General features: G+C 64.5%; 12 protein-coding genes. 4 read left to right on the top strand and 8 right to left on the bottom strand.

Going from position 1 to position 14,609, the window contains the following annotated elements; all coding sequences use genetic code 11:
• Positions 1-24: 24 nt before the first annotated feature.
• From IVA81_RS04850 to IVA81_RS04840, 3 genes are all read right to left on the bottom strand, one after another.
• Positions 25-1,722 (bottom strand): GMC oxidoreductase, encoded by a 1,698-nt coding sequence (locus tag IVA81_RS04850; protein ID WP_247313015.1) that lies wholly within the window; start codon positions 1,720-1,722, stop codon positions 25-27.
• 254 nt (positions 1,723-1,976) lie between these two features.
• A complete protein-coding gene (locus IVA81_RS04845; protein WP_247313013.1) occupies positions 1,977-3,536 on the bottom strand; it encodes a carboxyl transferase domain-containing protein in 1,560 nt (519 codons plus the stop codon).
• Positions 3,466-4,440 carry a helix-turn-helix domain-containing protein gene (locus tag IVA81_RS04840; RefSeq protein ID WP_247005232.1) on the bottom strand — a complete coding sequence of 325 codons (975 nt, stop codon included), beginning with the start codon at positions 4,438-4,440 and terminating at the stop codon, positions 3,466-3,468. Before IVA81_RS04840 ends, IVA81_RS04845 begins: the two co-directional genes overlap by 71 nt.
• A gap of 96 nt (positions 4,441-4,536) precedes the next feature.
• Here IVA81_RS04840 and IVA81_RS04835 point away from each other — a divergent pair, with 96 nt between their 5' ends.
• The 4 genes from IVA81_RS04835 to glsA all read left to right on the top strand — a co-directional run bounded on the left by IVA81_RS04835 (position 4,537) and on the right by glsA (position 10,266).
• Positions 4,537-4,758 (top strand): acetyl-CoA carboxylase biotin carboxyl carrier protein subunit, encoded by a 222-nt coding sequence (locus IVA81_RS04835; protein ID WP_247313010.1) that lies wholly within the window; start codon positions 4,537-4,539, stop codon positions 4,756-4,758.
• 166 nt (positions 4,759-4,924) lie between these two features.
• A complete protein-coding gene (locus tag IVA81_RS04830; RefSeq protein ID WP_247313007.1) occupies positions 4,925-6,091 on the top strand; it encodes a TAXI family TRAP transporter solute-binding subunit in 1,167 nt (388 codons plus the stop codon).
• A gap of 233 nt (positions 6,092-6,324) precedes the next feature.
• The gene (locus tag IVA81_RS04825) at positions 6,325-8,397 is read left to right on the top strand and encodes a TRAP transporter permease (RefSeq protein WP_247313004.1); all 2,073 of its coding nucleotides are present in this window, start codon (positions 6,325-6,327) and stop codon (positions 8,395-8,397) included.
• Positions 8,398-8,418: 21 nt separating this feature from the next.
• Positions 8,419-10,266: a glutaminase A gene (gene glsA / locus IVA81_RS04820; protein ID WP_247313001.1), complete on the top strand. Its 1,848-nt coding sequence runs from the start codon at positions 8,419-8,421 to the stop codon at positions 10,264-10,266.
• Positions 10,267-10,417: 151 nt separating this feature from the next.
• Here glsA and IVA81_RS04815 read toward each other — a convergent pair whose 3' ends face one another.
• The 5 genes from IVA81_RS04815 to IVA81_RS04795 all read right to left on the bottom strand — a co-directional run bounded on the left by IVA81_RS04815 (position 10,418) and on the right by IVA81_RS04795 (position 14,569).
• Positions 10,418-10,720, bottom strand: a complete 303-nt coding sequence (locus IVA81_RS04815; RefSeq protein ID WP_247312999.1) for a nucleoside triphosphate pyrophosphohydrolase family protein — start codon at positions 10,718-10,720, stop codon at positions 10,418-10,420.
• A gap of 26 nt (positions 10,721-10,746) precedes the next feature.
• On the bottom strand, positions 10,747-11,274 hold the full coding sequence (locus IVA81_RS04810) for a carboxymuconolactone decarboxylase family protein (protein WP_247312997.1): 528 nt from the start codon (positions 11,272-11,274) through the stop codon (positions 10,747-10,749).
• A gap of 591 nt (positions 11,275-11,865) precedes the next feature.
• Positions 11,866-12,225, bottom strand: a complete 360-nt coding sequence (locus IVA81_RS04805; protein ID WP_247312994.1) for an OB-fold domain-containing protein — start codon at positions 12,223-12,225, stop codon at positions 11,866-11,868.
• Positions 12,222-13,358 (bottom strand): thiolase family protein, encoded by a 1,137-nt coding sequence (locus tag IVA81_RS04800; protein ID WP_247312992.1) that lies wholly within the window; start codon positions 13,356-13,358, stop codon positions 12,222-12,224. The genes IVA81_RS04805 and IVA81_RS04800 overlap by 4 nt, the downstream gene beginning before the upstream one ends.
• Positions 13,355-14,569, bottom strand: a complete 1,215-nt coding sequence (locus IVA81_RS04795; protein ID WP_247312989.1) for a CoA transferase — start codon at positions 14,567-14,569, stop codon at positions 13,355-13,357. Before IVA81_RS04795 ends, IVA81_RS04800 begins: the two co-directional genes overlap by 4 nt.
• Positions 14,570-14,609 lie beyond the last annotated feature (40 nt).

The following is a 14,609-nucleotide window of genomic DNA, read 5'->3' as shown; positions in this document are numbered from 1 at the left end:
GCCAAGCGAAGCAACGCCGGAAGCCTACTGCATGATCGCAGCCGCGATCTTCTCCGCCGACATCAGGACCGGGAAGTTGGTGTTGGCGCATGGCACCACCGGGAAGATCGAGGCGTCGACGACGCGCAGGCCCTGAATGCCCTTGACGCGGCCTTCTGTATCGACCACTGCCATCGGATCGTCGGCCCGGCCCATGCGGCATGAGCAGGAGGCGTGCCACACGCCGATGGTCGCCTTGCGCACGAAAGCTTCCAGCGCCTCGTCGTCATTGATGACGTCCTCGAAGCTGAAACCTTCGACGACGAAATTGTCGATCATGTAGTGGCGCAGCGCCGCCGGCCCGTCCATCAGGGCCGCGGCGATCGTGGTCAAGATCCTGTTCGTCGTATTGACCACACCAATTTTGCGCACGCGGTCGGTGTAGGAGGCGGGGAACGGCTTGTCCGTCACCGCCCTGACCGCCTCGCTCATTTGCACGGCCGCCATCTTGCGGAAGCCGCTCATCAGGCGATCGAGGTCGCGCCGGTCGGACAACAGGTTGAACTCGACGATCGGCTCTGCGGCGGGATCGCGCGAGGCAAGCTTGACCTGCCCGGTCTCGGAATAGGTCTTGTTGACGAAGGTGAGCAGCGAGCCGATCTGCCCACCGACCGCGTGCCAGGCCGATTTGCTGAGCACGACGACGAACATGTCGCCCTTCGGCACGCCGGACAGCCCGGACGAATAGCGCAAGCCCACCTGCATGTGGCGCCGCGTATGCTCGTTCATGCGCGCGCCCCGGCGGATGTAGGACGACAGTGAAATCGAGGGATGATCCATCAGGCGCTGGCCGACGCCCGCCAGGCCCATCCGGACCGGAATTCCCAAGTCCTTGAGATGGCCGACCGGACCGATGCCGGCGCGCAAGAGGTGCGCCGGCGAGTGGATCGCACCGCTGGAGAGGATGATCTCGCGGCCGCGGAACTCCTGCTCGCGCCCGCCGACAATGGCCTTCACGCCAACGCATTGCGTGCCTTCGAACAGCAGCTCCCGGACCTGGGTGTCGGTGGAAATCGTCAGGTTCGCACGCTTGCGGGTGTCGCGATCGAGATAGCCCATCGCGGCCGAGACGCGCTGCTCAGCCTGATTGGAATGCGTCACCGGGAAAAAGCCGTCGACGAATTCGCCGTTCTGGTCCGGCAAATATTGATGGCCGGCCTGCTGGAACGCCTCGCCGAGCGCCTGCGAATGCTTGGTCCAGTGCTCGCGCGGAATCCGTCGGACCGGGATCTTGCCGTCCTTGCCGTGGAAGGGACCGTCGAAATCGAGGTCGCGCTCGATCTTCTTGAAGAAGGGCAGCACGTCGTTCCAGCTCCAGCCCGCAGCGCCCCGCGCGTCCCATTCGTCGTAATCGGTCGGTGCGCCGCGGTTGGCCATCTGGCCGTTGATCGACGAGCCGCCGCCGAGCACGCGCGCCTGCTCGTATTTGCGTAAAGGAGGACGCGCTTCATTCGGATTGTTGTGGCTGACGACCTGGGTCGTGACCTTCAGTTCGGTCCAGTGGAAGCGCGGATCGAAATAGGCGGTGCCGGGATAGCTGTCTCGGATTTCGGCCGGCTCGTTTCCGGGCGGCGTGTCCTGCCCCGCTTCGCACAGCAGGACCTTGTTGGCGCTCTTTGCCGAGAGCCGGTGGGCCAGCACGGACCCCGCCGAGCCGCCGCCCACGATGATGAAGTCGTACACGATTGGCGCTTCCTCTTGTTCTTGTTGGGAGAGCTTAGCGCGTTATTGTTTTGCCGTGAAAGGCTTTTGGATTGCGTCAACGCCACCATCTCTCGTGTCCCGGACGCGCTGCAACGCTTCAGGCGTTGCAGCGCTGAGCCGGGACCCAGGAGGCCGCGAGCTCGCTCTTGCATGGGCCCCGGCTCTGCAGCGCACCGCTGAAGAAGCGCTGCGCTGCGTCCGGGGCACGAGCGTCATGCCTTGGCACAAGAATGCTACGGCCTGATCGAAAAATTCTCTGGCGGTCCCGGCTTGCGCAAGGGCTCGGCCAGCCGGGCGAACTCGCACAACAGCGCGCGCGTCTTGCGGGGATCGATGATCTCCTCGACCCAGAATTTTTCGGCGGAGCGGAACGGCGAGCGCAGCTTGTTGAGGCGGTCCTGGATTTCCTCCAGCTTGCCCGCCTTGTCCTCGGCCGCGTCGATGTCGGCGCGGTAGGCGGCCTCGATGCCGCCTTCGAGCGGGAGCGAGCCCCAATAGGCCGACGGCCAGGCGTAGCGGATCGAAAAGCGATCGGCCGGCTGATGCACGACGCCCGCGACACCGAAGGCGTTTCTCAGGATCACGGTGCACCAGGGCACGGTGGTCTGGTTGACCGCGGCCATGGCGCGCACGCCGTGACGGATGGTGGCGGCTTTCTCGGCGTCGAGGCCGATCATGAAGCCGGGGCAGTCCATGAGATAGACGACCGGCAGATGGAAGGTCTCGGCGAAGTCGACCCAACGCACCACTTTCTGGCAGGCATCCGCGGTCCAGGAGCCGCCATAGTGGAAGCTGTCGCTGGCGAGCAGCAGCACCGCCCTGCCCTCGAGCCGGGCGAGGCCGACGATGACAGGCTTGCCGAAGTTCTTGGCAACTTCGAAGAACGAGCCCTTGTCGACGACGGACTCGATGATCGGCCGCATCTTGTAGACCTGCTTGCGGTTGCGCGGCACCACATTCAGCAGCGCTTCGTCGCTGCGCTCCGGATTGTCAGCGCAGGGCAAGGTCGGCGGCAGCTCGTAAACCGACGGCGGCAGGTAAGAGAGGAAACGCCGCGCGCAGGCGAACGCCTCTTCTTCCGTATCGACGGCATGATCGACCGCGCCGGCGCGGGTCTGGATGTCGGCGCCGCCTAATTCTTCCTTGGAGAGGTCCTGCCCCAGCGCCTTCACCACCGGCGGCCCCGCGACGAACATCGCGGACTTCCTGGTCATGATGGAATAGTGGCTGGACGCGAGACGCGCGGCACCGAGCCCTGCGACCGAACCGAGGCCGAGTGCGACCACCGGCACGCGCGACAAATTCTCCGTCGTGAAGCGATACCAGCGCGTGCCGCCGATGCCGCCCGGCAGATTGGCCGCGCCCTTGGTCTCGATGGTCTTGACCGAGCCGCCGCCGCCGGAGCCCTCGATGATGCGGACGATCGGCAGACGGAAGTCGTGCGCCATCTCCTCCGCCATCAGCGGTTTTGCGGAGATCGACGCATCGGCCGAGCCGCCGCGCACGGTAAAGTCGTCGCCGACCACGACCACGGTGCGGCCGTCGACGCGCGCGCGGCCGAATACGCAGTTCGCCGGCGTCAGTTTCTGCAGCTCGCCGCTGGTATCGTACTCACCGATGCCGGAGACGGCACCGATCTCGTGAAAGCTGCCTTCGTCGATCAGCTTGTCGATACGCTCCCGAACAGTCAGCCGGCCCTGGTCATGCTGTCGCTTGACCTTGTCAACGCCGCCCATCTCCCGCGCGAAGGCTTCGCGCCGGGCGAGCTCGTCGAGTTCCGGCTTCCAGTTCATTCACTCCCTCCGAATTGATCGGCTTGTTATTGTTGTGCACGGCCATGGCGACCGGCTTACGCGAGATGCGGTTGTTGAAGGCATCGCCCTCCGCGCCTTCCACCAGGCTGCCGAGCGAGCGGCCAAGCTGCAGCATCAGCGGGGCGACTTCGTCATGCAGACGCTGCTCGTCATACATCGCCGAGAGCAGACCAATCGTGATGACCACGAAGGTCTGATATTGCGGTGACCAGATCGGCACCGCGAGGCCATTGATGTGCGGGCTCCACAGGCCGCAGGCCACGACATAGCCGCGCTCGCGCAGCATCTGCCGGTTGGCCTCGATGCGGGGCCTGAGGATCTTCGCAGCCTCGGGCGCTTCGCGCTCCATCTCCGCGATGAAGGCATCGCCGACTTCCGGCGACAACGCCGCCGTGTAGGCCGCGCCTGCTGCGGTGGAGGCCATCGAGATGCGGCTGCCGGTGCCCTCGTGCAGGCCGAGCGCAGAGGCCGAGCGCGCGAACTGGAGATAGACGAGATTGAAGCGATCGGGCACGACTAAGCCGACCGTGCCGGGAAGCTGCTCGGCAACTTCCTGCAGCCGCTGGCGGATCATGCTGCGCAGCTGTGCGCCCTTCATCATCGAAGCGCTCATCGCCACCGCGCTCGGGCCGATGCGATATTTTTGATCACGCGGCAGATAGACCAGTTGTCCCATCCGCGTCAGCGTGTGCGTGAGCCGCGACACCGTCGAGCGCGGCAGGCCGCAGCGATTCGAAATCTCGAGATTGCCGAGCCTCGCGTCGTGGCCCTCGAAGCATCGCAACACGTCGAACGCGCGCGAGACCACCTGGATGACATCACCCTCACCGGCATCGCCAGCGAGCATGCCTTGCCTACTCAACCGCTCCGATCGTCGTCCCATTTGTTCCCTACCGTCTGTTCCGCTCTGCGGAATTAAATTCCACTTGCAGACGACGCTACCTCAGGCATTTTGCAACGACAACAAAAAGGCGATGGCATGCCAGAAATTAAGATCGTCACCGAGGTCGCGGGACGCATCTGCGCAACTCCCGTGCAAGTTGGAGGAACCGTCGCGGATGGAGATGAAATTGTGGTGGTCGAAGCGATGAAGATGGAGATACCGGTGCCTTCGCCTGCGAACGGCACGATCACGTCGCTTCTGGTGAAACTCGACGACATCGTTGCCGAGGGACAGGCGATCGCGATCGTCGCGAATTAACGGCGCATCCGTCGTTCCCGCGACAATCTGTCTGTCCTTGTTTCCACGTTCGCGGTCGGCGTTGCCATCGCTTGATCGCGGTGACATGATCTGTTTCAAACAAAACTGTGTTTCAAACAAAGAAAGAAAATCTTCGCGACAAACGCGAAGATGGAGGGAGGGAAACATGCTTCGTGGGCTGCTCATACTCGCGCCTGCCTTGGTGGCGGGTATTTCTATTGCGTCTACACGCTACTCGTTCGCCGAGGACGTCAAGCTGCCGGCGACCTTGACCTTCACGGCCTACGACACCGGAACCGCCGGCTTCAACATCGCGGTCGGCGTCGGCAAGATGATGAAGGACAAATACGGCACCGACGTGCGCGTGCTCCCCGCAGGCAACGACGTCGCACGCCTCGCGCCGCTGCGCGCCAAACGCGCGGTTTCATCTGCGATGGGATCGGGCACCTATTTCGCACAGGAAGGCGTGTTCGAGTTCGGGTCGAAGGAATGGGGCCCGCAGCCGCTCCAGATCCTGCTCTCGTCCGTCGACTGCAATTGCGGCTCGCTGGGCGTTGCCGCCGACACCGGCGTGAAGGAGTTGAAGGACCTCAAGGGCAAGCGCGTCGGCTTCGTGGTCGGCTCGCCCGCGCTGAACCAGAATTCGCTCGCGGTGCTCGCCTTCGCGGGGCTGACGCAGAAGGACATCAAGGCCGTCGAGTTCGCGAGCTACGGCGCGATGTGGAAAGGACTGATCAACAACGACGTCGATGCCGCCTTCGGCACCACCATCACCGGCCCCGCCAAAGAGGCCGAGACCTCGCCGCGTGGCCTGATCTGGCCGCCGCTGCCAGCCAAGGACAAGGAAGGCTGGGCGCGGATGCAGAAGGTCGGATCGTTCTTCTTCCCGCAGACCGCGACCTGCGGCGCCGGCATTTCGCCGGACAAGCCGGTCGAGCTCGGCAATTACCCCTACCCGATCTTCGTCGCCTACGCTTCGCAGCCGGCCGACCAGGTCTATGCGATGACCAAGGCGATGATCGTGAACTACGACGCCTACAAGGATTCCGCGCCCGGCGCCGGCGGTCTCGCCGCCGACCGCCAGACCAAGAACTGGGTGGTGCCGGTGCATCCCGGCGCGGTGAAGGCGCTGAAGGAAGCCGGGCATTGGAGCGATGCGCAGGAGGCGCACAACAACAAGCTGATCAAGCGGCAGGAGGTGCTCGGCGCGGCGTGGGCGGAGTACGGCAAATCCAATCCGCCATCGGATGACAAGGCCTTCCTCGACGGCTGGATGAAGGCGCGGGCAGCCGCGCTTGCGAAAGCCGACATGCCGAGCGGGTTCGACGAATAGTCTGGCAATGGAATTGACGGTTGCCAGGACGGCAGTGCGCTCCCTCTCCCGCTTGCGGGAGAGGGTTGGGGAGAGGGTGTCTCCGCGGTGGGATTCCCCCAGAGGAGAAAACCCTCACCCGGCGCTGCGCGCCAACCTCTCCCGCAAGCGGGAGAGGTTGAGCCCGCGGCCCGAGCGATTCAAACAACTGCCATTCGCCTAGTTAGCAATTTCCAGTCGACGCTTCGGGATCAATGATGTCTTCCACCTCCACCGCCCCGCAAGACGAGCCCAAGCGGGTCGTGTTCGACGATCCGCACGGCGCCGCCGGCAACATGCAGGAAGCTGAGGTGACGCGCGTGCGCACCTTGCGCGGCGGCTGGCGCTGGACGCTGGTGGTCGCGACCGCGGCGACGATCCTGCTCTGCATCAACCAGCAATTCTCGCTGCGCTTCTTCATCGGCTACACTCAGCTCAACACGGAGTATTTCTACCTCCTGATCGCCTTGATGCTGCCGTTCACCTTCCTGATCTTCCCGGGCACGGAACGCGCACCGCTCGATCGGATTCCCTGGTACGACCTGTTGCTCTTCGTCGCGACTTTTGCCGCATCGCTGCTGCTGATGTCGAGCGTGCGCAAGGCGGCCGAGGCCGGCTGGGAGTTCGGCGGCGCGCCGACCAGCGTGATCGCCGCCGGCCTCGTGATGTGGGTGATGCTGTTGGAGGCGCTGCGCCGCACCGGCGGCTGGAGCCTGCTCTTGAGCGTGCTCCCCTTCACCGTCTATCCGCTGTTTGCCGAGGCCCGCTGGCTCGGCCCCTTCCGCGGCACCCAATCGACGCTGGAGCAGGCGACCGCCTATCACGTGCTCTCGGGCGAAAGCCTGCTCGGCATTCCCATCCAGGCCTTCGCCGACACCGTGATCGGCTTCCTCGTGTTCGGCACCGCGCTGATGATGACCGGCGCGGGCAAATTCTTCATCAATCTTTCTTTCGCGATGTGCGGCACGTTCCGCGGCGGCGCGGCGAAGGTCTGCATCTTTGCGAGCGGCCTGCTCGGCATGATGTCGGGCTCGATCATCTCCAACGTTTTGACCGCCGGCACCATGACTATCCCCGTCATGAAGAAGAGCGGCTTTCGTGCCTCCTATGCCGCCGCGATCGAGGCCTGCGCCTCGACCGGCGCGGTGCTGGCGCCGCCGGTGATGGGCGCCACCGCCTTCGTGATCGCGCAATTCCTCAACGTCAGCTACGCCGACGTCGCGCTCGCCGCGATCATTCCCGCCGTGCTCTATTACGTCGGCCTGTTCATGCAGGTCGACGCCTATGCGGCGCGGCACGGGCTGAAAGGCATTCCGCGCGCCGATCTGCCGCGCGTCATGGATACGATCAAGGACGGCTGGTACTACGTCTTCGTCATCGCGCTGCTGATCGTGATGCTGCTCTATTTCAAGCGCGAGAGCCACGCGCCGTTCTACGCCACCGCGCTGCTGCTGGTCCTCAACCAGTTGTTCTCCAAGGAGACGCGCTGGACGCCTGCGACGATCGGCAAATTCCTGGAGGTCAACGGACGCACCTTCGTCGAGCTCGTCGGCATCCTCGCCGGCTGCGGCCTCCTGATCGGCGCGTTCTCGATGACCGGCGTTGTGTCGAGCCTTGCCAATGACCTCCTGCATATTGCCGGCGACAATCCCTTCCTGCTGCTCGGGATGTGCGCCCTCACCAGCCTCATCCTCGGCCTCGGCCTGACGACGACGGCCTGCTACATCTTCCTCGCCATCCTGGTCGCGCCTGCGCTGGAGAAGCTCGGGCTGAACCGCATGGCGGTGCACATGTTCATTTTCTACTGGGGCATGCTGTCGTCGATCACCCCGCCGGTCGCGATTGCTTCGTTCGCCGCAGCCGGCATCGCCGGCTCGCCGGCGATGAAGACGGGCTGGGAATCGATGTGGGTCGGCAGCATCATCTATTTCCTGCCGTTCTTCTTCGTGCTCAATCCGGCGCTGGTATTGCAGGGGCCGAGCCCGTATCTGGCCGGCCTCGGCCTGATGGGTCTTGCCGCGTTCGGCACGCTGTTCATCTGTGCCGGCATCCAGGGTTACCAGGCCTTCGTCGGCGACTTGCGCGGTACTGGTGCGCTGGAGTGGCCGATCCGCGTGCTGCTGGTGATCGGCGGCTTCGTGGTGGCCACGCCCGGCGGCGGGATCATGCCGCTGTCGCAGCTGCAGGTGACGCTGCTGGGCCTTGCCATCCTCGCGCCTACGGTCTTGCTGGCGCTTGTCCTGGTCCGGCGGCAGACCGTGGTGCCGGACGGGTTGCGCGCCCCCTGATTGCGTTGCACAAGTGAGGCGATGACACCGCTCTCGCCTCCCGCCTCCGCCTGGACCCGCTCGAAGCCGCCTTTGCTGCGGTTTCTGGACAATTGCCTCAACGAATTCTCCGCGGAAACCTCGGGCCATGTCGCCGATTACATTCCCGAGCTGAGCAAGGCCGATCCTGCCTATTTCGGCATCAGCCTCGCGACACTGGATGGCCACGTCTACGAGGTCGGCGACTCCAGGGTGCCCTTCACCATCCAGTCGATGTCGAAGCCGTTCGTGTTCGCGCTGGCGCTGGACCTTTTGGGCGCAGGCAAGGTCGAGAGCGCGATCGGTGTCGAGCCCTCGGGTGACCCTTTCAACTCGATCCGGCTCAATTCGGAGAACCATCCGTTCAACCCGATGGTCAATGCCGGCGCAATCGCCTGCACCGGACTGATCTACGACAGCAAGGGCGCCGACGCTTTCGAGCAGATTCGCCTGGCGCTCGGCCGCTTTGCCGGACGCGAGCTCGCCGTGGACGAGGCCGTCTATGCCTCCGAAAGCCAGACCGGCGACCGCAACCGCGCCATCGGCTATCTGCTCAAGACCAACGCCGTGATCTCGGACAACGTCGCCGCCGTGCTCGACGTCTATTTCCGGCAATGCGCCGTGCTGGTGACCGCGCGCGACATCGCGGTGATGGCGGCAACGCTTGCCAACCGTGGCATCAATCCGGTCACAGGCGAGCAGGTGCTGAGCGCTTACGCGATCTCGCGCACGCTCTCGGTGATGACCTCGTCGGGCATGTACGACTATGCCGGCGAATGGATCTACCGCATCGGCATCCCCGCCAAGAGCGGCGTCGGCGGCGGCATTCTGGCCGCGCTCCCTGCCCGCCTCGGCCTCGGCAGCTATTCGCCAAAGCTCGACAAGCACGGCAACAGCGTGCGCGGCATCAAGGTCTGCGAGGCGCTGTCCTCGCATTACGATCTGCACATGCTCAACCGCAGCGACGATGCCCGCAACGCCGTCATCGCCGACTACGATATCGGCAGGAGCCCGTCACGACGCGTGCGCCGGCCGCAGGAGCGCGAAATCCTGGCTGCACATGAGCAGGAGGTGCGGGTCATCGAGCTGGTCGGCACGCTGTCGCTGTCGGCCGTCGACTACGTCTCGCGCCGGCTGGCGGGAAGACCGCGGCCGCAAATCGTCGTGTTCGACCTGCACCGCGTCACCTCGACCACGCGCGCCGGTGCGCGGCTTGTCGCCGAAACTTTCGAGGAGCTCGCCGCACTGAACGTGACCGTGGTGCTGTCAGGCGTCCGGCGCGCCTCCAAGGAATGGGACAGCTTGCGGGAATGGACCGCCGAGCTGAAGAACGTCCGCGACTTCTACCTGCTCGACACCGCGATCGAATGGGCCGAGGACCAGATCGTCTACCGCTACGGCGGCTCGATCGACTTCCACGAGACCACCGAGCTTGCCGAACAGCCGCTGCTATCAGGTATGAGCGAGGAAGAGCTGGCGGATCTCGCTTCGATCTGCACGATCCGAACCTTTCAGGCCGGCGCCAAGATCATCACCACGGGCGATCCGGCCTCCTCCCTGTTCTTCCTGCGCAGCGGTGCGGTGCATGTCACGCTGCCCGACGGCGTGCGGCTGGCGACGCTGACTGCCGGCATGGCCTTCGGAGAGATGGCGCTGCTCGAGACGACGCGCTCCGCCGACGTCTTTGCCGACATGGCGGCGACCGCGTTCGAAGTACCGCTGAAGGATTTCGAACGCTTCCGCAAGCAGCACCCACGCGCCAGCGAGCGCGTCATGCGCAATCTGTCCCAGCTCCTCGCCGACCGCCTGATCGTCGCCAACGCGAGGGTGGATATCTTGACAGCGACGTGAGTGACGGTGGTTCATTCACAGCAGGTCGTCGTGCCCGGGCTTGTCCCGGGCATCCACGTTCTCCGTGCTGCGTGGCAAGGCGTGGATGGCCGGGACAAGAGCGGCCATGACGCTGTGGAGGCTGTCGGTACCTTAGCCTAGGCCTTTTGCTCTAGCGGCTCGCGGCCTCGCTCAGGCGCCGCTTGATCTTCGCCGCACTCTTCTCCAGTAGCTCGGACGGCTGCTGGCCTGTCGCCGCGCACAGACAAGCCCAGTAGTAGATGACATCGCCCAGCTCATCGACCAGACCCGCCTTGTCGAGCCAGTCGTCGCGCAGCAACTTCTTGATATGGTCGGCGACCTCGCCGGCTTCGCCGGCAAGGCCAAGACCGAGATAGGACAGCCGCTCGTTGGACGGATGCTCTTCGACTTTCGCAAGGCTCGCGGCCCAAACCGCATATTCATCGATCGTCATCGGCATCCCTCGCCGCTGCTATCGGATCAACCCACCACTTCCGTCACGGGCTGGAGGTCGATCTCGAATGTCTCCAAGAACTTTGACGTCATGATGTAGAAGCCGACCGAAAGCTGCAGCTCGACCAGCGCGGCCGGCGTCAGCTTCGCTGCGATCGCCTTGAAGGTCACATCCGTCGGCTTCTTCAGCGTCACGATCTCGTCGGTGAAGGCGAGCGCTGCGCGCTGCACCTCGTTGAAGCATGTCGCCGCCTCCCAGTTCTCGAGCGCCTCGTTCTGCTCGTCGGTGACGCCGACATTCTTGCCGATGCGCTTGTGCGCGACGATCTCGTAGGGCGCCTCGCACAAGATGCCGGTGCGGGTGATTGCGAGCTCGCGCACGATGGGGTCGAGCTCGCCCTTGTGGCGGATGGCGCCCCCTAAGCGGCAGTACTGCTCGAAATAGCTTGGCGAGTGCGCCATCATGCGGAAGATGTTGGCGTTGCGGTTCTTGTCGAGAATTTCGCGGGTGCGGTCGGATGCCTTGGACGGGTCGCTATAGTTGATGCGGGCCATGATTTTCCTGAAGTTTTCCCTAAATTTTTGATGCTCTTTGTCGTTGTCGGCGAGAGTTCTCTGAAACTCTATTCTTGCGCCGACGCAGGAGCAACATCATCGAGTCAAATTGCCGCCGCATTGCTGATCGACCCTGACACAGTCGATATTCGCCGCGTGGGGACAAATCGCGGTGAGTACTCGCAAATGGGGTGTTCCGAGTAAAACAATTGGCCGTCGGGTGCGCTAGCCGCACAACGATGAGTCACGCCCAAGTCTAGGGAGAAAAGGCATGAAGGAAGCCACCAAGGGGGCGGCCTCGGGAGCGCTCGCGCATATGCTGGCGGTGACGGCGATGCTCGTCATCGCCAGCATCTTGTTCTACGGGCGCTAGCTGGAGTTTTAGAGTTTTCGTCATTCCGGGGTGGCTCTCGCACAGGCCAGGCCCAGAATCCCGTTCCAGGCTCGGTCCTTCGGACCGCCCCCGAATGACGAATCCCACCACTCGCTCTCGGCGGTAGCCTGGATGGAGCGCAGCGCAATCCGGGAAAGTCTATTGCGGGGTGAGAATCCCGCATTTCGCTGCGCTCCATCCGGGCTACAGCATCCCCACTATCTGCTCTTTGCAAAAAACGGCACGAGCCTGCCGGCAAACGGCTTGAAGCTCGCAACGACCGAATCGCCAATGGCAAGGTCATTCTCGCCGTGGGCCATCATGCGAAAACCCTCGGCGCAATCGACCAGCAGGATGTTGTAGGGCACGTGCGCGCGCGTCTCTGATGTGGCGGCACGGCAGACCAGCGAGGTCGCGTAGACCCTGCCCTTGCCGCTGGCGCGCTGCTCACGCGGATCGGACGCGCCGCACGCCGCGCAGAAGCCGCGGTGGAAATACTGCACGTGACCGCACGCGGCGCAGGTCTGAAAAATGATGGCCTGTTCGCCCTTGGTCCAATCGGCCAGACGCTCGCTCATCGCACCTGCTCCAGGAACATGCTGACATGGGACGACAGCACGCCGCCGTCGCCGTGCAACAGCGCGATCGAAGCGTCACGCACCTGGCGATTGGCCGCCCGTCCCGTCATCTGCAAATGCGCTTCGACCAGATGCGCCATGGCGCCGCCGACGCCGCAATGGCCGTAGCTGAGCAGGCCGCCATGGGTGTTGAGCGGCATCGCGCCGTCGCGGCCGAAATGACCTGATCGCACGCGGGCAGCCGCCTCGCCGCGCCCGGCAAGGCCGAGGTCTTCCAGCAGCATTGCGAGCGTGATGGTGAAACTGTCGTAGATCGCGGCGTAGCGCACGTCGGAGATCGCAAGGCCAGTGGCCTCCTTGGTGCGCGCGATGGAGATCTCGGCGCCGAGCTCACTGAGCGCGGGCGCGGCCGTGACATGCTGGTGTGTATGCGCCTGGGCGCAGCCGCGGATGCGCACGCCCGCTTCCCCTGTCCGCTCGCGGCTGATGACGAAGGCGGCGCCACCGTCGGACACCGGGCAGCAGTCGAGCAGTTTTAAGGGCATCGCCACCGGCTTGGAGGCCATGACGTCGGCGACGGTGATGGGATCGTGGAATTGCGCGCCGGGATGGGTGCAGGCGTGGGCCCGCATCAGCACCGCGAACTCGGCGAGATCTTCTTCAGTCACGCCGTATTCGTGCATGTACCTGCTGGCGACGAGGCCGTAATAGGCCGGAATGGTCGGGCCTAGCGGCACGTCGTAGTCGGGATGGCCGACCTGCGCCAGCGCCTGGATCGAGGCGTCGCGGCTCTGCCCGGTGAGGCGGTTCTCGCCGGCGACGACGAGCACGTGGCGCGCAACGCCTGCGTCGACGAGGTGATGCGCCAGCATCGTCATCGCGAGCCCGGTGGCGCCGCCGACCTGCACGGCATGGGCGTAAGATGGGCGGATGCCAAAATGCTCGGCGAAGACGGTCGCCAGCATGATGTGCGGCGAGACGGTGGAATAGCCGCAGAGAACCCCGTCGATGTCGGATCGCTTCAGCCCGGCATCGTCGAGCGCGGCTTGCGCGGCCTTGCTCATCAGGTCGAGCGAGGACGAGCCTTCATGCTTGCCGAACGGCGTGAGGCCGACGCCGGTGATGAAGCTCATGGCGCCCCTCCCTGCTCCGGCGGTGACCGCGTGACGCCATCGCGAACCATGGCGGCGACTTCATCGGCGGAATAACCAACCTCGCGAAGAATCTCCGCGCCGTGCTCGTTGAGCTGCGGCGCCAGCCGCACCGGCTCGGCCTCGGTCTCGGACCAGGTCGCCGTCACCTTCATGCTGCGGATCGGCCCTTCCGTGGGATGGGTCACGACGGGGAAGAAATTCGTCGCCTCCAGATGCTCATCGTGCAGGATCGAGGCAAGGTCGTGCATCGGCATGACCGGGACGTCGGCCTTGGTCAGCAGGTCGATCCATTCGGCCGTGGTACGCGTCTCGAAGATGCGGGCGAGCTCGGCATAGACCACGTCGATATTGGCGGCGCGTCCCGCGAAGGTTGCGAATTTGGGATCGGCGCGCAAATCGTCGCGGGCGGTCGCCTTGAAGAAATTCTCCCACTGCTTGTCGTTGTAGACGATGACGCTGAGATAGCCGTCCGACGTCTTGTAGGGCCTCCGATCCCGCGAGAGGTGGCGGGCATAGCCGCCCTTGTCGAGCGGCGGCTCATAGGTGAGCCCGCCCATATGGTCGCCCATGACGAATCCGGCCATGGTCTCGAACATCGGGATGTCGACGCGCTGGCCGCGGCCGGTGCGGTCGCGGTGTACGAGGCTGGCGCAGATCGCACCGACCGCGGTGAGGCCGACGATGCGATCGACCAGCGCGTTCGGCACGTAGCGCGGCACGCCGTCGCCAGTCTGCGCCATCAACGCCGGCAGCGCGGTGGCGCCCTGGATCAGATCGTCATAGGCGGGTTTTGCAGCGTAAGGCCCGTCCTGGCCGAAGCCGAACACGCCGGCATAGACCAGACGCGGATTGATCGCGGAGACGACATCGTAGCCGAGCTGAAGCCGCGCCATGGCTTGCGGGCGGACGTTGTAGACCAATACGTCGGCGTCCTTGATTAACCGCAGCACGGCGTCGCGGCCCGCGGGTTTCTTCAGGTCGAGGCAGATCGAGCGCTTGCTGCGGTTGGTGTTGAGAAACACCGGGCCCATGCCGGCGTGACGCATCGGGCCGATCAGGCGGGTGACGTCGCCGTCGAGCGATTCCACCTTGATGACATCGGCACCGTAGTCGCCGAGCATCTGGGTCGCATAGGGCCCCATCAGCACGGTGGTCATGTCGATGACCTTGATGCCCTTCAGCGGCCCCATCGTTCGCTCCCGATTGCGCGGGGGGCTCAAGGCGCGGCCC

This window comes from Bradyrhizobium sp. 141, from assembly GCF_023074055.1.
In the GTDB taxonomy this organism is placed as follows: Bacteria; Pseudomonadota; Alphaproteobacteria; order Rhizobiales; family Xanthobacteraceae; genus Bradyrhizobium.
This window is presented reverse-complemented; position numbering and strand designations above follow the sequence as displayed.